General features: G+C 65.4%; 19 protein-coding genes. 12 read left to right on the plus strand and 7 right to left on the minus strand.

Annotated elements, in window-relative coordinates:
* Positions 1-35 precede the first annotated feature (35 nt).
* Positions 36-2,261: a PhoX family phosphatase gene (locus C8C93_RS01580; protein WP_121505689.1), complete on the plus strand. Its 2,226-nt coding sequence runs from the start codon at positions 36-38 to the stop codon at positions 2,259-2,261.
* Positions 2,262-2,389: 128 nt separating this feature from the next.
* Here C8C93_RS01580 and C8C93_RS01585 read toward each other — a convergent pair whose 3' ends face one another.
* The 4 genes from C8C93_RS01585 to C8C93_RS01600 form a co-directional block, all read right to left on the minus strand.
* Entirely contained in the window at positions 2,390-3,214 is an 825-nt protein-coding gene (locus C8C93_RS01585) for an iron dicitrate transport regulator FecR (protein WP_121505690.1), read from the minus strand.
* On the minus strand, positions 3,171-4,013 hold the full coding sequence (locus C8C93_RS01590) for a BPSS1780 family membrane protein (protein ID WP_121422818.1): 843 nt from the start codon (positions 4,011-4,013) through the stop codon (positions 3,171-3,173). Before C8C93_RS01590 ends, C8C93_RS01585 begins: the two co-directional genes overlap by 44 nt.
* Positions 4,014-4,137: 124 nt before the next feature.
* Positions 4,138-5,088, minus strand: a complete 951-nt coding sequence (locus C8C93_RS01595) for a homoserine kinase (RefSeq protein WP_121505691.1) — start codon at positions 5,086-5,088, stop codon at positions 4,138-4,140.
* A 114-nt stretch (positions 5,089-5,202) separates the two neighbouring features.
* On the minus strand, positions 5,203-5,562 hold the full coding sequence (locus C8C93_RS01600) for a hypothetical protein (RefSeq protein ID WP_121505692.1): 360 nt from the start codon (positions 5,560-5,562) through the stop codon (positions 5,203-5,205).
* A 53-nt stretch (positions 5,563-5,615) separates the two neighbouring features.
* Between C8C93_RS01600 and polA the strand changes: the two genes are divergently transcribed.
* The 5 genes from polA to C8C93_RS01630 all read left to right on the plus strand — a co-directional run bounded on the left by polA (position 5,616) and on the right by C8C93_RS01630 (position 12,615).
* The gene (gene polA / locus C8C93_RS01605) at positions 5,616-8,414 is read left to right on the plus strand and encodes a DNA polymerase I (protein ID WP_121505693.1); all 2,799 of its coding nucleotides are present in this window, start codon (positions 5,616-5,618) and stop codon (positions 8,412-8,414) included.
* A gap of 59 nt (positions 8,415-8,473) precedes the next feature.
* Positions 8,474-9,841, plus strand: a complete 1,368-nt coding sequence (locus C8C93_RS01610; protein WP_121505694.1) for an OmpH family outer membrane protein — start codon at positions 8,474-8,476, stop codon at positions 9,839-9,841.
* A 47-nt stretch (positions 9,842-9,888) separates the two neighbouring features.
* Positions 9,889-10,785, plus strand: coding sequence for a glutathione-dependent disulfide-bond oxidoreductase (gene yghU, locus C8C93_RS01615; RefSeq protein ID WP_121505695.1), 897 nt, complete (start codon positions 9,889-9,891; stop codon positions 10,783-10,785).
* 21 nt (positions 10,786-10,806) lie between these two features.
* Complete coding sequence (locus C8C93_RS01620) at positions 10,807-11,439, plus strand: glutathione S-transferase family protein (protein ID WP_121508617.1); 633 nt, start codon at positions 10,807-10,809, stop codon at positions 11,437-11,439.
* 249 nt (positions 11,440-11,688) lie between these two features.
* Complete coding sequence (locus C8C93_RS01630) at positions 11,689-12,615, plus strand: LysR family transcriptional regulator (RefSeq protein ID WP_121505697.1); 927 nt, start codon at positions 11,689-11,691, stop codon at positions 12,613-12,615.
* A gap of 37 nt (positions 12,616-12,652) precedes the next feature.
* Here the strand turns inward: C8C93_RS01630 and C8C93_RS01635 are convergent, their stop codons facing one another.
* On the minus strand, positions 12,653-13,870 hold the full coding sequence (locus C8C93_RS01635; protein WP_121505698.1) for a D-amino acid dehydrogenase: 1,218 nt from the start codon (positions 13,868-13,870) through the stop codon (positions 12,653-12,655).
* A 313-nt stretch (positions 13,871-14,183) separates the two neighbouring features.
* Between C8C93_RS01635 and C8C93_RS01645 the strand changes: the two genes are divergently transcribed.
* The 3 genes from C8C93_RS01645 to C8C93_RS01655 all read left to right on the plus strand — a co-directional run bounded on the left by C8C93_RS01645 (position 14,184) and on the right by C8C93_RS01655 (position 16,927).
* A complete protein-coding gene (locus C8C93_RS01645) occupies positions 14,184-15,074 on the plus strand; it encodes an amino acid ABC transporter substrate-binding protein (RefSeq protein WP_121505700.1) in 891 nt (296 codons plus the stop codon).
* Between the two features lie 12 nt (positions 15,075-15,086).
* Positions 15,087-15,863, plus strand: a complete 777-nt coding sequence (locus tag C8C93_RS01650) for an aspartate/glutamate racemase family protein (protein ID WP_055401531.1) — start codon at positions 15,087-15,089, stop codon at positions 15,861-15,863.
* Between the two features lie 101 nt (positions 15,864-15,964).
* On the plus strand, positions 15,965-16,927 hold the full coding sequence (locus C8C93_RS01655) for an amino acid ABC transporter substrate-binding protein (protein ID WP_121508618.1): 963 nt from the start codon (positions 15,965-15,967) through the stop codon (positions 16,925-16,927).
* 25 nt (positions 16,928-16,952) lie between these two features.
* Here C8C93_RS01655 and C8C93_RS01660 read toward each other — a convergent pair whose 3' ends face one another.
* Together C8C93_RS01660 and C8C93_RS01665 are read right to left on the minus strand one after the other, a co-directional pair.
* Complete coding sequence (locus C8C93_RS01660) at positions 16,953-17,843, minus strand: NAD-dependent epimerase/dehydratase family protein (protein WP_121505701.1); 891 nt, start codon at positions 17,841-17,843, stop codon at positions 16,953-16,955.
* A 109-nt stretch (positions 17,844-17,952) separates the two neighbouring features.
* Positions 17,953-20,346: a GGDEF domain-containing protein gene (locus C8C93_RS01665; RefSeq protein WP_121505702.1), complete on the minus strand. Its 2,394-nt coding sequence runs from the start codon at positions 20,344-20,346 to the stop codon at positions 17,953-17,955.
* 150 nt (positions 20,347-20,496) lie between these two features.
* Here C8C93_RS01665 and C8C93_RS01670 point away from each other — a divergent pair, with 150 nt between their 5' ends.
* The 3 genes from C8C93_RS01670 to arsA all read left to right on the plus strand — a co-directional run bounded on the left by C8C93_RS01670 (position 20,497) and on the right by arsA (position 24,386).
* Positions 20,497-21,393, plus strand: coding sequence for a dienelactone hydrolase family protein (locus tag C8C93_RS01670; protein WP_121505703.1), 897 nt, complete (start codon positions 20,497-20,499; stop codon positions 21,391-21,393).
* Between the two features lie 286 nt (positions 21,394-21,679).
* Positions 21,680-22,516 (plus strand): ZIP family metal transporter, encoded by an 837-nt coding sequence (locus C8C93_RS01675; protein WP_121505704.1) that lies wholly within the window; start codon positions 21,680-21,682, stop codon positions 22,514-22,516.
* A gap of 52 nt (positions 22,517-22,568) precedes the next feature.
* Positions 22,569-24,386, plus strand: coding sequence for an arsenical pump-driving ATPase (gene arsA, locus C8C93_RS01680; RefSeq protein WP_121505705.1), 1,818 nt, complete (start codon positions 22,569-22,571; stop codon positions 24,384-24,386).
* Positions 24,387-24,409: the final 23 nt, after the last annotated feature.

The raw sequence follows: 24,409 nt of genomic DNA on the forward strand, positions 1-24,409 counted from the left end.
CCATGGGTTTTGTAACCAACAACCCGAGGAACCCCATGAACCACCGTGTGGCTGCGCCAGAGCAGGCGATTGACTTCAACAACGAGAACTCCAACACCTCTGCCAACCCCAGCTTTGATGCGGTGCTGGGCGCTCGCCTGTCGCGCCGTGGCCTTCTGCGGGGCAGCGTGGGCACGGTGGGCACCACGGTGCTGGCGGGCTTTGGCGTGTCGGCCTGCGGCGGCAGCGACGACCCTGCAGTGACTCCACCCCCTGCCGGCCCCAAGCTGCTGGGCTTTGGCGCGGTGCCCAAGAGCCTGGCCGACGTGGTGGCCGTGCCTGCAGGCTACACCGCCAGTGTGCTGTTTGCGCTGGGCGACCCCATTGCAGCAGGCGTGGCTGCCTACAAGAACGATGGCACCGATGGTGACTTCGACAAGCGCGGTGGTGACCACCACGACGGCATGGAATGGTTTGGCCTGGGTGCTGACGGCAAGCGCAACGACAACGCCATCGAGCGCGGGCTGCTGGCCATCAACCACGAAGCCACCACCGACGAAAAGCTGTCATCCCACTTCCTGCATGCCAACGGCGGCACGACCACCTTGCCACGCCCTGCGGCCGAAATCGACAAGGAAACGGCGATCCACGGCATTGCCGTGATCGAAGTCGCCAAGTCGGGTGGCAAGTGGGCCTACGTGCAGAACTCTGCGCTCAACTTCCGCCTCACGGCACTGAGCCCCATCGAGATCTCGGGCCCTGCGCGTGGCAATGCGCAGATGATCACCAAGTTCTCCCCCACGGGCACCACCACACGCGGCACGCTGAACAACTGCGGCACGGGCAAGACGCCTTGGGGCACGTTCCTCACCGGTGAGGAAAACTGGTTTGGCTACTTCACGCGTGGCGCTGCCGACGATGCCGCACGCGGCAACGACAAGAGCGTCACGGCCCTCAAGCGCTATGGCCGCAACCAGGGTGCTGCATCGCGCCACGGCTGGGAGAGTGGCGGCGCCGCCGACCAGTACCAGCGCTGGAACAACAGCAAGACCGGCACCTCGGTGGACGGCAGCGACGACTACCGCAACGAGATGAATGGCATGGGCTACATCGTCGAGATCGATGCCTACGACAAGACCCGCATGGCCAAGAAGCGCACGGGCCTGGGCCGCTTTGCGCACGAAAGCGCGGCGTTTGGCAAGGTTGAGGCAGGCAAGCCGCTGTCGGTGTACATGGGTGACGATTCGCGCGGCGAATACATCTACAAGTTTGTGTCCACCGCGCTGTGGAATGCCGCCGATGCCAATGCCGCCGACCGCATGGCCGTGGGCGACAAGTACCTGGACAGCGGCAAGCTGTATGTGGCCAAGTTCAATGCCGATGGCACGGGCACCTGGGTCGAGCTGGCGCTGGCCAACACCGCCATCAGCGGCTATGCAGCCTACAAGTTTGCCGATGCAGCCGACATCGCCATCAACACCCGTCTGGCGGCGGATGCCGTGGGCGCCACCAAGATGGACCGCCCCGAATGGAACGCCGTGAACCCCGCCAACGGCGAGATCTATTTCACGCTGACCAACAACAGCAACCGCAGTGTGAACCCCACGGGTAGCCAGTACCTGCCAGACGCCGCCAACCCGCGTGCCTACACCGACATGAAGGGCACCTCGGCACAGACCGGCAACCCCAATGGCCACCTGGTGCGCATGAAAGAAGGCGCCTCGGTCTCGGCCTTTACCTGGGACGTGTACCTGTTCGGCGCCGAAGCCGGGGCCGACAAGGCGCTGGTCAACATCTCGTCGCTGACTGCTGACCAGGACTTCTCCAGCCCCGATGGCCTGGCCTTCAGCAAGGCCACCGGCATCTGCTGGATCCAGACGGACGACGGCGCCTACACCGACGTGACCAACTGCATGATGCTGGCCGCTGTGCCCGGCCAGGTGGGTGACGGCGGCAAGAAGACGCTGAGCTACACCAAGACCGACGGCACCAAGCTGGACATCGTGACCCCCGTGGGCAAGGCTGCCACTGAAAGCACGCTCAAGCGTTTCCTGGTCGGCCCCAAGGGCAGCGAAATCACCGGGGTGGCCGAAACGCCCGACGGCAAGGCCATTTTCGTGAACATTCAGCACCCCGGTGAAGGCACCGCCTTGTCCAATGTGGGCGACGCCACCAAGTACCAGAGCCAGTGGCCCGCCAACGCAGGTTACGGCGCAGGCAAGCGCCCCCGCTCTGCCACCATCGTGATCACCAAGAACGACGGCGGCGTGATCGGGACCTGATCCCCCGTTAGTTCGTTTTTTGACCGACCCGGCCCGCTGGCCAGAGGGTTGCCACCAACAGGGCAAACCACTGGCCGGCGGGCCTTGTCCGTTGCGGTGGGCGCGTTTCCAGGGGTGTGGTCGGCGGGTCAGTAGGTGCTGGTGTCGCCGGGGGGCGGTGGCACGGCGCGGGTGGGGGCGGGGGGTGCTGGCGGCGTGGTTCCTGGTGTTGTGCCGCCGGGCGCTGGGTAGTTCATCTGCCCGCTGCCGTCTTTGGTGCCCTTGCGCCCGGCAATCTGCCAGGCCGTGCGCTGGCCGATGAGGCCGGCCAGAAACTCCAGCTCTTCGTCGGTGTGGTTGATGGCACCAGCAGGGGTCAGAAGGCGGCCGTCGCGCGGCGCAGGCTCGGCCCAGAACGACTGGTGGTAGACCGACTGGCTGACCACGCTTTCGTTGCCAGCGGCCAGGTCCACCGTTCCATAGCAGTTGCAGAAGTAGCCCCGGTGGTCCAGCTCGGGGAACACCTCGGCATACACACCGGTGCCCCGGATTCCCGCCGTGGCGGTGGGCAAAATCACCTGCCGGTCGGTGCCTTGCCCCCACACGCTGGCCACCGCGCCGGTCAGCACTCGCAGCACCTTGACGGCGGTCGGCGTGTCGCCCTCCAGCGCCAGGCGTGTGTTCTGCCGCACCATGAAAGCGCTGTTGCCCACGGCAAAGACGGCAGTGGAGCCCGGCCCCGTTTCGATGCGGTCACCGGCGGCGATGCTGCCCTGTGCCGTCAGCGCCTGCCCATTGCGCAGCACATCCCCGCGCACTTCGACGATGTTGCTGCGCGATTGCGCCTGCGCAGCCATCCACCCGCCTGCGGCCACCCACGCGGCGGCGGCCTGCAACAGGCTGCGCCGCCGGTGCCAGAGAAGCTCGTTGTCAGTCCGGCCCAGGAGCAGGGGAGTCGGGTGGTGGTGTGTCATGGGGCGGCTCGGGTTCTGGGGTTGAAGGGGGCTCGTAGCTGTCACGGAAGGTGAACACCACCGACGTGAAGAACATCGCCGCCATCATCAACGCGGCACCCACCATGATGCCGCCAGCCGCCGATGCCGCAAGCCCCGCCGTGGCCAGCAGTGCCGACACCAGCGCCACCACCAGCCCCCCCAGCAGAAACACGCCCAGCCAACCCAGTCCATAGACCAGGAATGCGCTGAAGTTGCGCACACAGGCCACGATGCTGAAGAACAGCGCCTTGACCGGCGGCACGCCATGCCAGTGCACCAGCCCCGGGGCATGCCAGAACAGCAGCGACAGCGGCAGGTACAGCACCATGGAGAGCCACATCGCGCTCTGGAACGCTGGGTCTTCGGCCACTTCCTTGCTGAGCTGGGCACCGCCCAGGTACACCTTGGCGAACTGCCCGCCGTCGATCAGGGCCGACAGGCCCATTACCGCCAGAAAGCAAGCCGCATACAGGGCACCCAGCACCAGCATGTCACGCAGCCGCTGCTGCCCGGTGCGAAACGCCACCAGCAGCACGGCCGGTGTGGGAAACCGCCCCTGCGAGGCTTGCGCTGCCGCCACCATCATGGCCAGGGTGGCCGATGGCAGCAGCATCAGCGCCACCGCAGGGCCGACCAGTGGAATCATGGAGGCCAGCGACATGGACGCCATGGTCATGAAAAACAGCGCTGCCAATGCCATGGGCTGCTTCCAGAACGTCCGTATACCAAGCTTGACCCAGGTCATGCCAGTGCGGGCGGGGACGATGTGGAGTTTCATGAAGGTGCTGCTGAAGAAAGGTGGGGCCTGCGCCCGGGCATTGCCGGCAGCCAGAAGGCCGCCCATGGCAGTGCAATAGCTTGGAATTTACCCCAGCGGCCCATTCCGGCCACTGCACAAGGGCTCAGGCGTGCACTGGGTGTGCAAGGCGAGCACGCAAGACGCGCTCGAAATGGGTGGGGTCGTGCGGCGTGAGCATTGAGGCTTCGCGCGGCAGGTAAAAGTCCCACAGGCGCGAGATCCAGAACCGCAAGGCACCGGCGCGCAGCATGGCAGGCAGCAGTTCGCGTTCGGCCGCGTTGAGCGGGCGCACTGCCTGGTAGGCGTCCAGCATGCGGATGGCGCGCTCTGCGTCGTGCGCGCCGGTGGCCAGGTCGATGCACCAGTCGTTCAGACACACCGCCAGGTCAAACAGCCAGGTGTCCACGCCCGCAAAGTAGAAGTCGAAGAAACCCGTGAGCTCCTCGCCATCGAACATCACGTTGTCGCGGAACAGGTCGGCGTGCACGGGGCCCCTGGGCAGTGCGGCATACGCTGCGCTGGCCGCCACATGGTTCTGGTAGGCCAGCTCGGACCGCAGCAGGGCGGCCTGGGCCGAATCGATGTGGGGCAGCACCACGGGCACGGTTTCGTTCCACCAGGGCAGGCCGCGCAAGTTGGGCTGGTGCCGGTCAAACCCACGCCCCGCCAGGTGCATGCGGGCCAGCATGGTGCCCACGGCCGCGCAGTGCACGCCCTGGGGTGCGAGCTGGCTTTTGCCGCGCAGCTTGTTCACCACCGCAGCGGGTTTGCCACATACGGTGAGCAGGATGTCGCCGTTCTTGTCAGCACGCGGGTCGGGCACGGGCACGCCGCCGTGCGCCAGGTGTTTCATCAGGTACAGGTAGAACGGCAGTTGTGCCGCCGTGAGGCGCTCGAACAGCGTGAGCACGAACTCGCCCTGATCGCTGGTCAGAAAGTAGTTGGTGTTCTCGATGCCACCCTCAATGCCGCGCAGCTCTACCAGCTCACCCAGTTGCAAACGGCGCAGCAGCTCGCGCGCCTCGGTGTTGGAGACTTCGGTAAAAACGGCCATCGCTCAGGGGGGTTACAAAGAAATGAAAAACTGGCAGAAGAAGGGCAGGGCGTGCTGCGGCTTCATGGGGGCCGCGCGGGGGCGCTGCCAAATACCGCAGTCGCCGCAGGGAGCTCAGAACTTCAGCACGTTCCAGACACGCGGGGCAGTGGTGGTCTCGGCGCCGCTGTTGCTGCCTGCGCGGCTGCGTGCGCCATCGGGCGACTGCACTTCATAGCCGGGCATGTTGCCGGTCTTGGGCTGCACCGAAATCGTCTGTGTTTGCCCGCCCACACGCAGCTCATCAACGCGGCTGCCCGCGTCTTCCACCTGGATGCGCTCGGTGCGCTGGTTGGTGCGGCCTGCAGGTTGCTCTTGATTTGAGAGCGCTTCGCGCTTTTCCGTCGTGCCCTGAGGGGCATTTTGGCTTGAATTTTGGGCCAGGGCGGTGCCGGAGGCAATGCCCAGCAGCAAAAGGAGGTAGAGAGCACGCATCGGGCGATTGTAGAGCGCTGCCTGGGTGGAGTCCGGCCGTGCACAATCCGTGCATGACTGACAAAAAGACCCTGGTGCTGGTGGACGGCTCCAGCTACCTCTACCGCGCCTTCCACGCCATGCCCGACCTGCGGGCGGTGCCGGGCGACCCCACAAGCCCTGCCACCGGTGCCATTCGCGGCATGATCAACATGATGCAGGCCCTGCGCAAAGAGGTGACTGCCGACTACGCCGTCTGCGTGTTCGACGCCTCGGGCCCCACCTTCCGCGACGCCCTGTACACCGAATACAAGGCCACGCGCTCGCCCATGCCCGACGACCTGCGCAGCCAGATCGAGCCCATCCACCAGGTGGTGGACCTGCTGGGCTGGAAGGTAGTGGCCGTGCCCGGCGTGGAGGCCGACGACGTGATCGCCACCTTGGCCCACGTGGCGGCCGCACAGGGCATTGAGGTCATTGTGTCCAGCGGCGACAAAGATTTGAGCCAACTCGTCAACGAGCACATCACCATCATCGACACCATGAGCGGCAAGCGCCGCGATGTGGCGGGCGTGACGGCAGAGTTTGGCGTGCCGCCTGCGCTGATGGTGGACTACCAGGCCCTGGTGGGCGACACCGTGGACAACGTGCCCGGCGTGACCAAGGTGGGGCCCAAGACGGCCGCCAAGTGGCTGGAGGAATATGGCTCGCTCGACAACCTGATTGCCAACGCCGACGCCATCAAGGGCGTGGCGGGCAACAACCTGCGCGAGGCCATTGCCAGCGGCCAGCTGGCCTTGAGCCGCCAGCTCGTCACCATGAAGACCGACTGCGCGCTGGCCGACTACATCCCCGGCCTGCCTGGGTTTGATGACATCACGCTCGACGCGCCAGACAACGCCGGCCTGCTGCCGTTTTACGAACAATACGGCTTCAAGGGCCTGGCCGCTGCCATCAAGGGTGCAGCCGCCCCAGCGGCTACAGCCCCCACCGTCGCCATGCCCGGCCAGAGCGGCGATCTGTTTGCCGACCACTCCGCCAGCACCGTGGCCGAAGAAGCCCAGCACCGCACCGTGGTGTACGACACCATCCTGAACTGGGCGGACTTTGACCAGTGGCTGGAGCGCCTGCACAAAGCCCCACTCGCGGCCATCGACACCGAGACCGACTCCCTCGACGAAATGCGTGCGCAAATCGTCGGCATCTCTTTCAGCGTACAGCCCGGCGAGGCCGCCTACATCCCCCTGCGCCACGAAGGCCCCGACGCGCCCGCGCAACTGCCGCTGGATGATGTGCTCGCCCGCCTCAAGCCCTGGTTGGAAAACCCCAAGCACCATAAGCTGGGTCAGCACATCAAGTACGACCGCCATGTGTTTGCCAACCACGGCATCGAGGTGCAGGGCTACGCGCACGACACCATGCTGCAAAGCTACGTGCTGGAAGTGCACAAGCCCCACAACCTGACCAGCCTGGCCGAGCGCCACACCGGCCGCAAAGGCATCACCTACGAAGACCTGTGCGGCAAAGGCGCGCACCAGATCCCGTTTGCGCAAGTGCCGGTGGACAAAGCAGCCGCCTACTCGTGTGAAGACTCCGACCAGACCCTGGACGTGCATAACGCCTTGTGGCCCCTGCTGCAGGCCGATGACAAACTGCGCTTCATCTACGAGCTGGAGATGCAAAGCAGCGAGGCCCTGTACCGCATCGAACGCAACGGCGTGCTGATCGACGCGCCCACGCTGGCCGCACAAAGCCACGAGCTGGGCCAGCGCATCCTGCAGCTCGAAACCGAGGCGTACGAAATTGCGGGCCAGCCCTTCAACCTGAGCAGCCCCAAGCAACTGGGCGAAATCTTCTTCGACAAGCTGGGCATGCCCGTGGTGAAGAAGACCGCCACCGGCGCCCGCAGCACCGACGAAGAAGTGCTGGAAAAGCTGGCCGAGGACTACCCCCTGCCCGCCAAGCTGCTGGAGCACCGCAGCCTCGTCAAGCTCAAAGGCACCTACACCGACAAGCTGGCGCAACTGGCCCTGCCACGTACAGGCCGCGTGCACACGCACTACGCGCAGGCTGTGGCGGTGACCGGGCGCTTGTCCAGCAACGACCCCAACCTGCAGAACATCCCCATCCGCACGCCCGAAGGCCGCCGCGTGCGCGAGGCCTTTGTGGCGCCCGCAGGCCGGGTGATTGCCAGCGCCGACTACTCCCAGATCGAGCTGCGCATCATGGCCCACCTGAGCGGCGACCACTCGCTGCTGCACGCCTTCCACGCCGGGCTGGACGTGCACCGCGCCACCGCCGCTGAAGTGTTCGGGGTGGAAGTGGACCAGGTCACCAGCGAGCAACGCCGCTATGCCAAGGTCATCAACTTCGGCCTCATCTACGGCATGAGCAGCTTTGGCCTGGCCAAGAACTTAGGCATCGAGACCAAGGCCGCCGCCGCCTACATCGACAAATACTTCCAGCGCTACCCTGGCGTGAAGCAGTACATGGACGAGACCAAGGCCGCCGCCAAGTCCATGGGCTATGTCGAAACCGTGTTTGGCCGTCGCCTGTACCTGCCCGAAATCAACTCCCCCAACGGCCCCCGCCGCGCCGGGGCCGAGCGTGCGGCCATCAACGCACCCATGCAGGGCACGGCGGCCGACCTGATCAAGCTGGCCATGGTGGCGGTGCAGAAGGAGCTGGACGCGCACAAGCCGGACATCAAGATGATCATGCAGGTGCACGATGAACTGGTGTTTGAGTTGCCGGAGGGTGAGGTGGACTGGCTCAAGACCCACATCCCGCGCCTGATGGCGGAGGTGGCGGCGCTGAAGGTGCCGTTGTTGGCCGAGGTGGGGGTGGGGGCTAATTGGGATAAGGCGCATTGAGCGACCGTGGCCGACGGACTGGAACTGTCTGTCGCGCTCCATAGCATGGGAGGGAACGTATGCCGAATCAGCTCTACAAAATTCCGCGTGTGACAGACGTTCAAATCGTGCACGTGTTGACCAAACTTGGCAAAGAGTTTGGCGATTTCGATGTCTCCGCCAATGCGATGCAGCATGGGCTGGGATCTGTGAGGTTTCCCGGTGAACCAGCGCTGCCTGCCTGGCAGCAGGTCATTGCCCTAAACAGTGAACTCATTGACCATTTCACTGCAGGTATTGGCGGGATATCTGTAACTTACTACAGGGGCGGAAGTACTGGAGACCCAGCTCAAAAGTCCCCCGTGCTTGATGACCTTTTGATTGACCTTAATGGCGTTGATCCAGGACGCCTGAAGGCAGCAGCCGCAGTTCTTGCGGCTTTTCGCCCTGTCTCTGTACCGAGATCAGCCAAAGCTAGCGACGCAGTTTTGGCACAACAAGCCATCCAAGAGTCAACATTTGCCCGACTTCAAAAGCAGCTCGAAGAGCTTTTTGCGCAGACGATCCAAGTTCGCCAGCAGCTCGATGATTCTGTGCGACAGAAGACCGAAGACTTGGAGGCGGCGTACTTAGCTAAGCAGCGCGCTGCTGATGAGGAGGTCAACAGACGGCAAGCCGACTTGCAAGAAAGGCACGAGGAGCTTCAGCGTCGCGCTCAGGAGCTGGATGACAGCGACAACACATTCGCGCGTCGAAAGATTCGTGATGGCATGCTCAACGATGTAACCGAGCGAGTCAAAAATTTTGACGTGTCCAACGCTACACGGAATGCTCGTAGGCCTGTGGAATTGGGTATGCGAGGCTTGATTTTTCTTTTTATTCTGTTGATGGTGTTGACGGGATTTGAAATTTTCAAGAGCAGTGAGTCGCAGTCGTCGATCGCCGCGGTCGTAACAAACCTCCGAGAAGCCGGGCCGTCGGCTGCATCTGCTGCATCCCCAAATCTAGGGCTTGCAACATCAATGCTGCATGACACGTCTACTGAACGTATTGCACTTTGGATTCGCTTCTCCTTGTTAACGATTGGTCTCGTTGGAGCAATCCTCTACTACATCCGCTGGCAGAGCCGTTGGGCGGAGCAATTTGCAACCACTGAGAACTCGCTCAAACAGTTTCACTTGGACGTAAATCGTGCGAACTGGGTGGTGGAAACGTGCCTAGAGTGGCGAAAGGAGTCCGACTCTGCTATTCCTCTTCCCCTGATTGAGAGTCTCACCAGAGGCCTATTTACGCAGAACGATCAGGGGCCTCCAGCGGTTCATCCCGCTGACGAGCTGGCCTCTGCACTAGTCGGTAGTGCATCCAAAATTTCGTTAGCTGTTGGTGATAGCAAGATCGAATACGACAAGCCTGGGAAGATACCGAAGTCAGTTCCGGCCCCGAAATAGGAATCGCTGGCATCTGCCCATATCTCAATATTTAGCCTGGAGTCCGCATGTCCACCCCCTACACCCCACCCGCGATTTGGCAATGGAACAAGGAAAACGGCGGCCAGTTCGCCAGCATCAACCGGCCCGTTGCCGGTGCCACGCACGACAAGGAACTGCCCGTAGGGCGCCACCCGCTGCAGCTGTATTCGCTGGGCACGCCCAATGGCGTGAAGGTGACCGTGATGCTGGAAGAGCTGCTGGCACTGGGCCACAGCGGGGCGGAGTACGACGCGTGGCTGATTCGTATCAACGAGGGCGAGCAGTTTGGCAGCGGGTTCGTGTCTGTGAACCCTAATTCCAAGATCCCCGCGCTGCTGGACCGCACCGACCCGGCCAACCCGGTGCGGGTGTTCGAGTCCGGCGCCATCCTGATGTACCTGGCCGAGAAGTTCGGCAGCGCCTTCTTGCCCAAAGACGGCGCGGCGCGGGCCGAATGCCTGTCGTGGCTGTTCTGGCAGATGGGCAGTGCGCCGTTTGTGGGGGGAGGGTTTGGGCATTTTTATGCCTACGCGCCGGTCAAGATCGAGTACGCGATCGACCGCTATGCGATGGAGGCCAAGCGCCAGCTCGATGTGCTGAACCAGCGCCTGGCAGTGACCGAGTACGTGGCGGGCAATGAGTACACGGTGGCGGATATTGCAATCTGGCCCTGGTATGGCTTGCTGGTGAAAGGGCAGGCCTACAATGCGGGCGAGTTTTTGCAGGTGCACGAATACATGCATGTGGTGCGCTGGGCCGAGCAGATCGCCAAGCGCCCGGCGGTGCAGCGGGGGCGCAAGGTGAACCGCGTGCAGGGCGACCTGGCCAGCCAGTTGCGCGAGCGGCATGACGCCAGCGACTTTGACACCAAGACGCAGGACAAGATCGAGGCTGCGGCAGCAGCTTCTTCACCCGCACGCTGAGTGTTTTTGCAAGGCGTCACCATGATCACTTTGTACGACTGCGCCACCGCGCCCAGCCCGCGCCGCGCGCGCATCCTGCTGGCAGAAAAGGGTGTGGCCCACGACACCGTGCAGGTGGACCTGCGCAATGGCGAGCAACTGGGCGATGCCTACCGCCAGATCAACCCGCAGTGCACGGTGCCCGCGCTGCGCACCGAAGAGGGTCTGCTGCTGACCGACAACGCGGCCATCACCGCGTATGTCGAGGCGCGCTACCCGCAGCCTGCATTGCTGGGCGAAACGCCTGCAGAAAAGGCCGAGATTGCCAGCTGGAACTGGCGCATGGAGTTTGAGGGCCTGTTGGCCATTGCCGAGGCGCTGCGCAACAGCGCGCCCGCCATGGCCAACCGGGCATTGCCCGGCGCGGTGGACTACCCGCAAATACCGGCGCTGGCCGAGCGGGGGCTGGTGCGCGTGGGGCAGTTCTTCAACCTGCTCAACGAGCGCTTGGCGGACCGCGACTTCATTGCCACCGACCGCTTCAGCGTGGCCGACATCACGGCTGTGGTGGCGGTGGACTTTGCGCGTGTGGTCAAGCACAAGCCGGGCGAGCAGCACCCGCACCTGCTGCGCTGGCGTGCAGCCATGGCGCAGCGGCCGTCGATGTCGCTCTAACTATCGCGCTGCTCTAGTGTGCTGTCCCGCAAATAACTGCACATGAAATCGCGTCCTCACCCCCAGGGCTGCGTTGCAAATCCTCGCGATAGCTACGGCTATCACTGCAGTTTGCGCCTTGCCCTGGGCGCGATGCCATCGATTTCATTTCGTGCAGCTATTTACGGGACAGCACACTAGTCCCCGTTTGAGTCGCAATGGGTGGATGCAAGGATTGCGCATCGGGCCTGTTCCTTGCATTGTTAGCCCATGCGCCTTCGCCACATAGAAGTTTTCAACGCCGTCATGCTCACCGGCAGCGTGAGTGCGGCGGCCCGCCTCATCAACGTCACCCAGCCAGCGGTCAGCCGCATCCTGGCGCATGCCGAGCTGCAGCTGGGCTTTCCGCTGTTCCATCGCCTCAAGGGCAAGCTGGTGCCCACCACCGAGGCGCAGACGCTGTACCCGCACATCGAGCGTTTGTTCACCCAGCTCGATGATGTGCAGCGCCTGGCCAATAGCTTGAAGGGCGATCAGCGCGAGGGCGAGTTGCACATCCTCAGCGTGCTGGCGCTGAGCTACGAGGTATTGCCACGCGCGCTGCGGTTCTTTCGGCAGAAGCACCCGGATGTGAAGGTCACCATCGATGCGCTCCATTCTCCGCAGATCGTGTCGGCCCTGGTGTTGCAGGAGGCGGATGTGGGCTTTGTGTTCAGCGCCATCGCTCACCCCGCGCTCACGCAAGAGCACTTGGCCGATGGGCGCATGGTGTGTGTGGCGCCCAAGGGCATGCTCAATGCCGTACTGGTGGCTGCGGGCGTGGTGCACCTGGCCGACCTGGCGGATACGCCGGTGGTGCGGCTCGATGTGCGTGACCCCATCGGTACGGTGGTCAACCATGCCTGCCGTGAGGCCGGGGTGGGGTTGCAGACTGCGATCACGGTGCAGACCTACCACGCCGCGCTGGCCCTGGCGCACCACGGCCACGCGGTGGCGGTGGTCGACACCTGCACGGCCGCGTCGGCCGACCGCAGCAAGGTGGAGGTGCTGGCGCTGGCGCCCCACATCGCGGTGCCCATCAAGTCATTGCGCACCGTGAACCGGCCCAGCTCGCTGCTGGCCAGCGCCATGACGCAGTGCATGCGCCAGGCGGTGGCCGAGACGCTGGAGTCCGTGGGTCTGCGGGAGGCCGAATAACGCCGTGTGGGGAGGGCAGCCGCCCTCTCGCTGCTGCTCAGGCTGTCGGCACTACCAGCTCGGCCACCTGCGCGGCCGTGCCAAATGCCAGCGTAAAGCCCAACGCGCCGTGGCCCGTGTTCAGCAGCAGGTTGTCTGGGGCGTGGGTGTGCCTTCCCACCAGCGGCACGCCCGTGGGGGTGGCAGGGCGCATGCCGGTCCAGGGGCGCAGTTCGCTAAAGTCGCTGCAGCCGGGGAACAGCGCGCGGGTGGCCTCGCACAGGCTCTGGATGCGCGCGGGGGGGATGTGGTCGTCGTGCCCCACAAGCTCGGCCATGCCGGCCACGCGCAGGCGCTGGCCGATGCGTGCAAAGACCACCTTGCGCGCCGCATCGGTCACGTTCACGCGGGGAGCTGCTCCGGCAGCGTCCGTCGTATCCAGCGTGACGCTGTAGCCCTTGAGCGGGTAGATGGGCAGGCGAAAGCCCAGGGTCTTTGCCGCCTGGTGGCTGGCGCTCCCCAGGGCCAGCACAAATTGCTGCGCCTCGATGGCGCCCGCGCTGGTCTGGACGGCTGCAATGCGCCGCGCATGGTGCACAAAGCCCTCCACGCGCGTGCCCAGCACAAAGCGCACCCCGCGTGCCGCCAGCAGCCGCTGCAGTCCCAGGCACACCGCCAGGCAGTCGGCCGCGCATTCGCTGGGGGTGTAGATGGCGCCTGCAATGCTGCGATGGTAGTGCTGCAGCGCGGGCTCGATCTCCACACAGCGCTGGGGCGAGACGGCTTCCTGCTCGCTGCCCCAGGCGCGCTGCAGTTCCATCTGCTGCTGCGCTGCGGCGAGACCAGCGGGGGTGCTGTACAGCACGAGCTTGCCAGTGTTGGAGAAATTGCAGTCCAGCTGCTCGGCCTGCAGCATGGCTTCAAAACCGTGGCGGCTGAGTGCGGCCAGGGCCAGCAGGTGTTGGGTGCTGCGCTCGGACGTGCGCCGGTTGCAGGCCCGCAAAAACTCCAGGCCCCAGCGCCACTGGTGCACGTCCCACTGCGGGCGCATCTTGAGCGGCGAGCGGGGCGACAGCAGCAGTTCTGGCAACTGGTGCCACAGGCCGGCATTGGCCAGAGGCTGCACATAGCTGTAGCTCAATTGCGCGCCATTGCCGCCGCTGGCGCCAGCACCGGGCTGGGCCTGGTCGATCACGGTCACCTGCATGCCGCGCTGGTGGAGCTCATAGGCGGTGGCCAGGCCCACGATGCCCGCGCCAAGGACACATACCTGCATCTTGTGTGTTCTACGTTGTTGACTGAAAGTCAATGTAGGGTGGGGGCGGGCCTTTGAACAATGCCAATGCCATGCGCAGCCATGCCGGGAAGTTATGTGTGTGCACCGATGGAAGGCACACAGCACGGAACAGCTGCGCGGAATGGGAAAAATGGCACTTGGATGGTGCGGCGGTGTGCACCAGATCGGCGGCATAACTTTTGGTCATGACGTACCCGTGCAAATGAATTGTTCAAGTGCGGCGCGAATTTTTACAGTGCCCCTGCGTCTCGCTTTTTCAACCGTCCACCTGATTTTTCGCAAAGGGATTCCCATGAAGCTCTCCGCCGTCACCTCCGCCGCCATCGTGCTCACCGGCCTGCTGGCCAGCGCCATGGCCAGTGCCGACACCCTCAAGAAGGTTGCCGAGTCGGGCAAGATCACGCTGGCCTACCGCGAGTCATCGGTGCCCTTCAGCTACCTCTCGGGCCCCGGTGCCCCGGTGGGCTTTGCGGTGGACATCTCGAACGCGGTGGTCGATGCCGTGAAGAAGCGCGTGAATAACCCCGCCCTCAAGGTGGAACTGCAGGCGGTGACATCGCAGAACCGTATTCCGCTGCTGACCAACGGCACCATCGATCTGGAGTGCGGATCGACCACCAACAACACGGCGCGGGGCAAGGATGTGCAATTTGCCATCAACTACTTCTACACCGGCACGCGCCTGCTGACCAAGAAGACATCGGGCGTCAAGAACTACGCAGATCTGGCCAAGAAGAAGGTGGCCAGCACCTCGGGCACCACCAACGCACAGGTGATTCGCAAGTACAACCGCGACAACAACCTCGACATGGACATCGTGCTTGGCAAAGACCATGACGACTCCGTGTTGCTGGTGGAAACGGGGCGGGCGGAAGCGTTTGCGATGGATGACATTCTGCTGTTCGGTCTGATGGGCAACCAGCGCAACCCGGCCGATTGGACGGTGGTGGGCGATTCGCTGCAGGTGGAGCCCTATGCCTGCATGCTGCGCAAGGACGACCCGCAGTTCCAGGCGCTGGTCAACGGCGTGATCGGCGGGATGATGAAGTCGGGCGAGTTCGAAAAGCTCTACACCAAGTGGTTCATGTCGCCCGTGCCACCGCGCAACCAGAACCTGAACCTGGCCATGAGCAAGGAGCTGCGCGAGAACCTGGTGGCCCAAAGCGACAAACCCGCACAGTAAGCCGGAGCGCGCATGTCTTTAGTGTCTGCAAGCCACCCCCACGCCCCGCAGGTGGTGGGGATTCTGGGCGGGATGGGCCCGGCCGCCGGGGCTGACTTTGTGCGCCTGTTCGTGCAGGCCTGCACCGACCGCATGGAGGTGCTGGGCATTCCGGTGCACGACCAGGCCTACCCCGAGCACTGGCTGGCGCAGGTGCCCATACCGGACCGCACGGCCGCGCTGAACGACACGCGCCCCGGCGCGCACCAGCCCGCAGACCCCATGCTGCAGGCCACCGGGCGGCTGGCTGCGCTGGGCGCGCGGGTGGTGGCGATTGCCTGCAACACGGCCCATGCCTGGCACGGCATCCTGCAGCAGCGGTTTCCACAGATGGTGGTCTTGCACGGCGTGCAGGAGGTGGTGGCCGAGCTGTCGGCGCGCAAGGTGCAGGGCGTGGGGCTACTGGCCACACGCGGCGCCTACGACGCGGGCCTGTACCAGCGTGAGCTGGAGCGTGCGCGCATCGCCTGCTTTGTACCTGACGATCATGAGCGCGAGCAGTTGATGCAGGGCATCTACGACGGCGTGAAGGCGGGCAACTATCCGCTGGCGCGACAGCGCTTTGAGGCCGTGTCGATTGCGCTGCAGGAGCGCTACGGCGTGTCCACGCTGATCATGGGCTGCACCGAGATTCCCCTGGCGCTGGCGGAGCACCCCCGGCTCGAAGGGCTCTCGCTGGTGAATCCCTCGGTGGTGCTGGCCTCGGCCCTGGCCCGACATGCCTACTGGCACATCCATCCTGCGGGCTGAGCCCAGCGCACTGCCGTCGGCTTGGTGAGCGGCCGACTCCTTTTTCTTGCCATGTCCTCAGTCTGCCTGGGGTGGCGACTTCTTGATTGAAGGTGAACACCATGACAGTTGCGACGGTCGGAAAAAGGCTGGGCGGGAGCATGAGCGCGGCCGTGCTTGCGCTTGCGTTCGGCACGGCCGGTGGCGGCAAGGTGCTGGCCCAGGCGGCGGCACCATCGCTGGCGGCGCCGTCGTCACCATCCCAGGGGAAGACGCTACAACGCATCCAGTCCAGCGGCGTGGTGGTCATCGGCCACCGCGAATCGTCCATGCCGATGTCCTATGTGGCCCACGGAACACCCATGGGTTACAGCGTGGATGTTTGCCTTCAGGTTGCGCAGGCGCTGGGGCGCCATCTCAAGCTGCGCGAGACCAAGGTGGCCTACCGCCTGGTCACTTCCAGCAGCCGCTTCGATGCCATTGAAAAAGGCGAGGTGGACCTGGAATGTGGCTCCACCACCAACACGGCCGCGCGCCGTGAGCGCGTGGCGTTCACCATTGCGCATTTCATTGCCTCGTCGCGCATCGTGGTGCAAAGCGACAAGCCTTATTCCCGCATCGAAGACCTGGACGGCAAGACGCTGGCATCCACAGCGGGCACCACCAACATCGATTCGCTGGCGCGCGAGGCTGCCACCAAGTCGGTGCGCGTGCGCATCGAGCCCGCCAAGGACCACGCCGAGGGCTTCGGCTGGGTGGTCAGCGGCAAGGTCGAAGGCTTTGCGATGGACGACGTGCTGCTCTACGGCCTGCGCGCCAGCCACACCAAGCCACAGGACCTGAAGGTCATCGGCAAGCCCATGACCATCGAGCCTTATGCGGTGGCGTTTGAGCGCAACAACCCCGAACTCAAGGCCGTGGTGGATGCCGAGCTGCGCCGTTTGATCCAGACCCGCGAGCTGCACCGTCTGTATGACAAGTGGTTCACTCAGCCGATTCCGCCCCAAGGCATTAACCTGGGCATGCGCATGCCGCACCTGCTGGTGGATTCGCTCAAGTACCCGTCGGACTACGTGCCGCAGTAGGCACGGTGGCGCGCGGGGTGGGCCTTCAACGCCAGGCCGTAGCCACCAGCTGGCTGTAATGCACGCCTTTGCGCCCCAGCAACTGCTCGAACACGGCCGGATTGCCCACGTTGTCGCTGCCCAGCATGCTCAGGGTTTCGGTGCACCAGGGCACGCTGGGCACCGCATCGCCCATGCGGGCGCTGAGCTGCGTCAGCGCGTCGGGCAGGCGCAGCACGCGGGCGGGGCCGTGGCCCTGTTGTTGCCGCAGGCTGGCGACGAAATCTCCCATGGTCAGCGCTTCCGGCCCCGGGCATTCAATGAGGCCCTGGGTGGCCATGGCTGGGCCCAGCAGCGCAACGATGGCGGCGGCCAGGTCGTGCACCGACACGGGCTGCACGCGCGCCATGAGCATCGGGCCGGGGAACAGCGCCACGGGCAGGCGGGCCAGATTCATGAACAGGGCGCTGCTGTCGCCGCCTTTGCCAAACACCACGCTGGGCCGCAGGATGGCGGGGTTCAGGGCGCCCTGCGCGGCCAGGGCCTGTAAATGCACGTCGGCCGCGCGCTTGGTGCTGGCGTAGCGCGTGGTGCTGCCTTCAATGCCCAGCGCCGAGATGTGCACCACCCGTCTCACACCCGCCTGAGCACAGGCGTTGAACAAGGCCACGGGGGTGTGCTGGTGGACGGCGTCGATAGGGCGTGCGCTGCTGTCGCGCAGCACGCCCACAGCGTTGACGACGGCGTCGATCCCCGCCAGGCGTGGCAGCCACGCATCGGGCGTGGTGTCGCGGGCAAAGTCCATGGGGATCTGCAGCGGCTGCGCGGTGCGCTTGCGGGGCGAAACCCCGCCGTGCACCGTGTGCCCTGCGCGGGTCAGTGCCGCTGCCACGGTGTGGCCAATGAATCCGGTGGAGCCGGTCAGCAGGATGTGCATCAACAGTGCCTTTGAAAGGAAAAGAAGGTCATCGGCGGGTGCGGGTTCTTGGAGCGGTGCACGAAAAAAACGCTGAGTGCTCCGCTGCTGCCAGCGGCGCCGGGCCTGTTCATGCGCCCGGGTCAAACACCTCAAAGCGGTTGCGGCCCCCATACTTGGCGCGGTACAGGGCTGCATCGGCCGCCTGCACCAGTGTGTCAGACCCGGCCTCCGGGCGTGGGACCACACTCGCAATGCCCATGCTGAACGTGATGATGGGCGCCGTGGGGGAGCGGGGGTGGGCCAGGGCGGCATCCCGCAGGTTGTCCATGCAGCGCTGTGCCACGGTCACGGCCTCGGGCAGCGGCACGTCGGGCAGCAGCAGCACAAACTCTTCGCCGCCATAGCGTGCGGCCACCTCATCCGCGCGTCGGATGGTGGCTTGCAGCAGTTGGGCCACGCGGCGCAGGCATTCGTCGCCGGCCAGGTGGCCGTAGTGGTCGTTGTAGAGCTTGAAGTAGTCGATGTCGATCAGGATGACGGTCAGCGGCAGGCCGTGCCTGCCGCAGCGCATCCATTCCGTGGCCAGCCGGTCGTCAAAACGGCGCCGGTTGCCGATGCCCGTGACACCGTCGGTGGTGGACAGCAGCGCCAGCTTGGCGTTGGCGGCGGCCAGCTCCTGCTCCTTGCGCACCAGCTGGGTCACGTCGGTGCGCACACCGGCAATGCCGCCCTGGGGGGTGCGGCGTTCGTCGGCCTGTACCCACCGGCCGTCGGTCAGGTGCTGCAAAACGGACTGGATGGCGGCCTGGTGGTCGGCCACACGTTGGGCCAGCCAGGCCTCTTCGTTGCCCACTGCGTCCAGGTACTGCCCGCGCTCAACGCCGTAGCGGGCAATTTGCTCAAAGGTGCTACCGGGCAAGATCATGGGTGCCGAGATGGGGTACAGCCGTCGGTACTGCGCGTTGCACACCACCAGCCGGTCGTCGGCATCGAACAGCGCAAACCCCTCGGGCAGCGATTCGATGGCGTCCTGCAGCAGTTGCCGCGCCTGCTGGGCTTCGTCCTGCGCCGCTTCGAGTGCCTGGCGCTGCTCGATAAGGTCGGTGATGTCCAGGCGCACCGCCACCACATAGTTTTCAGGGGTGCGGGTTTCATAAATGTTGATCCAGCGCCCGTCGGCCAGCCGCTGCACCAGGTTGGATGTGCGGCTGCCGTGCTCTGACAGGCGCTCGGCAATCCAGGTTTCCTCGCGGCCGTTGGCAGAGGGGACCAGCCCCCGCTGCACCGAATACCGCAGGATGTCGGCAAAGCTTTTGCCCAGATGCTCTGCGTAGTTCATGTGGGGGTACATGCGCGAGAGCTGCTGGTTAAATAGCACCAGCCTGTCCTGCTCGTCAAAGATCTCGATGCTGACGGGCAGGGCCTCCACCGCGCGCTCCAGCAACTGGCGCATGCGCTGGCTTTCCTGGCGGGCTTCCTCTGCCTTTTGGCGCTGCTCGATCAGGTCGCTGATGTCCAGGCGCACCACCACGGTCATGCCCGAGGGGGTGCGGCTTTCGTGCATGTGCATCCATGCACCATTGGGGTAGTGGCGCACCTCGGGGCCAGGGCGGTGGCCGCGCAGTGCCAGCTCGTGGGCCAGCCACAGCTCTTCCTGGCCGCGCGCTTCTTCGGGAATGCCGTGCTGGAGGCCTTCACGCAGCAGTTCTTCATAGGTCTTGCCCAGCGATGTCTGCACGGGCAGGTGCGGGCGCAGGTTGGCCATGAAGTTGTTGCACAGCACCAGCCTGTCGTTCTCGTCATAGATATCGAGGCCGGCGGGCATGGCGTCCACCGCCTCGTGCAGGCGGCGTTCTGCGCGTTCGGCGTCGGCCAGCGCCTGTTTCAGCGCGCGCTCCTTGTGCACGGTGTCGGTGATGTCGGTGCGCAGCACCACCACGCCGCCGCCGTCGAGCGTGCGCTCGGTCAGCTGCATCCAGCGGTCGCCCCGCACCTCCTGCACTTCGGGGCCGCACGGTGATCGGTGGCGTTCCATGCGGCCCGCCAGCCAGGTTTCCAGGTCTGGTCGCGCGTCCCGGATCTCGCCCGAAGCGGCGGCCCGGCGCAGTACGTCTTCAAACCGTGTCCCATAGTCCACCGCCATCGTGATGCCCGGGGCCACCTCGCGGTAGCGTGTGTTGCACAGCACCAGGCGGTCGTCCGCGTCGTAGATGGCCAGGCCGTCGGGCAGGATGTCGAGCGTGGCCGACAGCTGTGCGCTGGCCTGCTGGGCTGCCTGCTGCGCAGCCTCTGCCGCCACCTGGCAGCGCTGCGCACGCCGTGCAAGCTGCCAGTGCAGGCCGGCCATGGCCCACAGCGCCAGCCCGGCAGCCACCAGCGCCGCGCGCACTGGCGCCTCCAGCACATGGCTGGCCAGCGCCCAGGCCAGCAGCCCCAGCCCACCCATGCCGCAGACCCCACACACGACCGCCGTCAGCAGAGCCGGAGGTTCTTCGCGCGCTGGCGGTGGAGCAGGGGGCATGGTTGGTAGGTCCCAGGTTCGCAGAAAGTCTAGCAGTGCGCCCCTGTTTGCGGTACCGGCAAATGCGGCAAGGCTCCAAACCGCCTAGACTGCGGCTTCCGCCCGTTACCGCCCTTGTTGGCCCCCTCTTCTTTCACCCTGGAGAAACCGATGCTCACTGAAGACCTCCACTCCGACGCACGCGCGCTTTTGCCTGGCCGCACCACCGAGGCGGGCGCCACCCGGCGCACGGCGCTACAGACCGCCCTTGGCCTGGGCTATGCGGCGGCAGCCGCACCCATCATGGCGCAGACGGCCATCGCCACGCCCAGCGACGGCCTGACGGCCGGGGAGGTGAGTTTTACGGTCAACGGCTTCAAGGTGCCCGCCTACCGCGCGGCACCGGCCGGCAAGACGGGCCTGCCCGTGGTGCTGGTGATCCAGGAGATCTTTGGCGTGCACGAGTACATCGCAGACACCTGCCGCCGCTTTGCCAAGGCAGGCTACCTGGCCATTGCGCCCCAGCTGTATGCGCGCCAGGGCGACCCGTCGCAGTACACCGACATTGCCAAGCTCATGGCCGAAGTGGTCTCCAAGGTGCCTGACGCCCAGGTGATGGCCGACCTCGATGGTGCGGTGCAATGGGCCACTGCCAACGGCGGCGATGCCGCGCGCATGGGCATCACCGGCTTTTGCTGGGGCGGCCGCATCACCTGGCTGTACGCAGCCCATGGCCCCGTGAAAGCGGGCGTGGCCTGGTACGGCAGGCTGGCGGGCCAGGCCAGCGAGCTCACGCCCAAGCACCCTGTGGAAATCGCCCCCATCCTCAAGGCCCCGGTGCTGGGGCTGTATGGCGAAAAAGATACCGGGATACCCCTTGACACGATTGATAAGATGAAAGCTGCCCTGGCCAGTGGCTCGCCGCAGGCCAAGGCATCGGAATTTGTGGTGTACCCCGACGCGCCCCACGCCTTCCATGCCGACTACCGCGCGAGCTACCGCAAGGAAGCCGCCGAAGACGGCTGGAAGCGGGCGCTGGCCTGGTTCAAGACGCACGGCGTAGTCTGAGAGGCTGAGAGTCTTTTGCCTATGCCCGCCTTGCGCGCCAAAGCACCGCTGCTCGTCGTTGCAAATGCTCGCCATAGCCCGAGCTATGGCTGCGTTTTGCGCCTCGATCAGCTGCGTTTTGACGCACCTTTCGGGCTCGGGCAAAAAACTCTCGGCCTCTGAGCCGGTACCCTGCAATCCGCCCGCAGCCGCCCCCTCACCGGGGCGGCTTTTTTAATCTCGCGTCCGGGGCGTGGGATTTGAACGAAAATAAGCTCTGTGGCTTATCTATAAAGCGTAAGAAGCTATGACTTTAGTAGCAATCATCTTGGCCACGCTGGCTGCGGGCATTGGCAGCGTGTGGCTGGCCGCACTGCTGATGCGGCTGGGCCTGGGCGGGCGCACCGACAGCGTGGGCCCCCAGCACCTGCTGAGCCTGGCGGCGGGCGCCCTGCTGGCCACGGCCTTCATGCATCTGCTGCCCGAGGCGTTCGAGAGCCAGGCGGGCGCTCACGACCTGTTTGCCACCTTGCTGGTGGGCGTGGTGTTTTTCTTCTTGCTGGACAAGGCCGAGCTGTGGCACCACGGGCATGAGCACAGCCACGCACAGCCCTCCACCCACGGCCACGTCCATGCAGACCACGATCACGCCCATGACCACGGCCATGCGCACCACCATCACCACGGGCCGCGCTCTGGCGGATGGGCGGTGCTCACGGGCGACAGCGTGCATTGTTTTGGCGACGGCATCCTGATCGCCTCGGCCTTCATGGCCGACATCCGCCTGGGCGTGATCGCCGCCGTGTCCGTGTTGGCGCACGAGGTGCCACACCACATGGGCGACCTGGTGGTGCTGCGCCAGACCAGCCCCAACCGCCGCATGGCTCTGGTCAAGGTGTCGCTGGCGGGCGCCGTGACGGCGCTGGGCGGCGTGGTGGGCTACTTCCTGGTGGGGCAGCTGCAAGACTTCTTGCCCTACTTCCTGGCCGTGGCGTCGAGCAGTTTTGTGTATGTGGCGCTGGCCGACCTGATTCCCCAGCTGCAAAAGCGCCTCACGGCGCGCGAAACCATTGCGCAGATCGCCTGGCTGATTGCGGGCATGGTGATCGTGACGCTGGTGAGCGGGGCGGCGCACGCGCATTGACGCCCTTGACCTGGCTCAAGGCCGCGCCAGGTGGTTGTGCCATTCTGGTGAGATGACTTCCCCCCACGCCGCCCCCGCCACCCTGGGCCTGCTCGCCCAGCCCACGCGTTTTCTGTTTTTTACGGGCAAGGGCGGCGTGGGCAAGACCTCGCTGTCCACCGCTGCGGCCATTGTCTTGGCAGACGCCGGTCGGCAGGTGCTGCTGGTCAGCACCGATGCAGCCTCCAACCTCGATGAAATGCTTGGCGTGCCGCTGTCCAACCAGCCGGTGGCCGTGCCCGGGGTGCCGGGGCTGCACATGCTCAACATCGACCCCGACACGGCCGCCGAGGCCTACCGCCAGCGTGTGCTGGCGCAGCTGGAGTCCACGGCCACCAGCGACGAACGCGCGACGGTGCGCGAGCAACTCTCGGGCGCCTGCACCACCGAGATCGCGGCGTTCGACGAATTTGCAGCGCTGCTGGCCAGCGAGGGCAGCGCCATCGGCCACGTGTTCGACCATGTAGTGTTCGACACCGCGCCCACCGGCCACACGCTGCGCCTGCTGAGCCTGCCCAAGGCCTGGACCGGATTCCTGGCGGGCAATGACCGGGGGGCATCGTGCCTGGGCCCGCACTCGGGCCTGAAGATGCAGGAGGCGCGCTTCAACGCCGCCCTGGCCGCGCTGAGCGACCCGGCCCTGACCACCGTGGTGCTGGTCACCCGCCCCGACCCCCGTCCCATGCAGGAGGCCGCGCGCACCGCGCTGGAGCTGCGCGTCCTGGGCCTGGCCAACCAGCGCCTGGCCATCAACGGCGTGTTCCATGCCAGCCGACCGGGGCAGGACGCGGTGGCCGACGCCATTGAGTCCCTGGGCCGCGAAGCCATGGACCAGATGCCCGATGCGCTGGCCCAGTTGCCACGCGACGAGGTGCCGCTGCGCGCCTTTGACACCGTGGGCCTGCCCGCGCTGCGGGCATTGCTGGGGGGCGGCGATGTGCCATTGGGCGCGCCTGCCGCCACGGCGGGTGTGCTGTTGCAGGCCGAACCCCTCTCGTCCTTGGCCGATGCACTGGCCGCCAAGGGCCACGGCCTCATCATGGTGATGGGCAAGGGCGGCGTGGGCAAGACCACCATCGCCGCCGCGCTGGCCGTGGGCCTGGTGCAGCGCGGGCACAGCGTGCACCTCACCACCACCGACCCGGCCGCCCATGTGCAAAGCCAGCTCGACGGCAGCCTGCCCGGCCTGAAGGTGGGGCGCATCGACCCGCAGGCCGAAACCCAGGCGTACATCGACAAGATCATGGCCACGCGCGGCAAGACCCTGGACGACGCGGGCCGCGCCCTGCTGCTGGAAGACCTGCAATCGCCCTGCACGGAAGAGGTGGCCGTGTTCCATGCCTTCAGCCGCGTGGTCAACGAAGCGCGCAGCGCCTTTGTGGTGCTGGACACGGCGCCCACCGGCCACAGCCTGCTGCTGATGGATGCCACCGGCGCCTACCACCGGCAGATGACGCAGCAGTACGAAGGCAGCGCAAACTCCAAACACATCATCACCCCGCTCATGCGCCTGCAGGACGCTGACATGACCCATGTGGTCATCGTCACGCTGCCCGAAGTCACCCCCGTGAGCCAGGCGGCAGCGCTGCAGGACGACCTGCGCCGCGCCCACATCGAGCCATGGGCCTGGGTCATCAACAAAAGCGTGGCGGCCACGGGCACCAGCGACCCGCTGCTGCAGGCCCGCTTGGACGGCGAGCAACAGCAGGCCGCGCGCATTGCCAACGGCCTGGCGCAGCGCACTTATGTGCTGCCCTGGCTGGCTACGCCGCCGGTGGGGGTGGCTGCACTGGGCCAACTGGCGTCGGCGCCCCCAGCCACGATCCGTTGAGGCAAACAGGAATAGGGAATGGG

It is taken from the genome of Acidovorax sp. 93, from assembly GCF_003633835.1.
Classification (GTDB): Bacteria; Pseudomonadota; Gammaproteobacteria; order Burkholderiales; family Burkholderiaceae_C; genus Acidovorax; species Acidovorax facilis.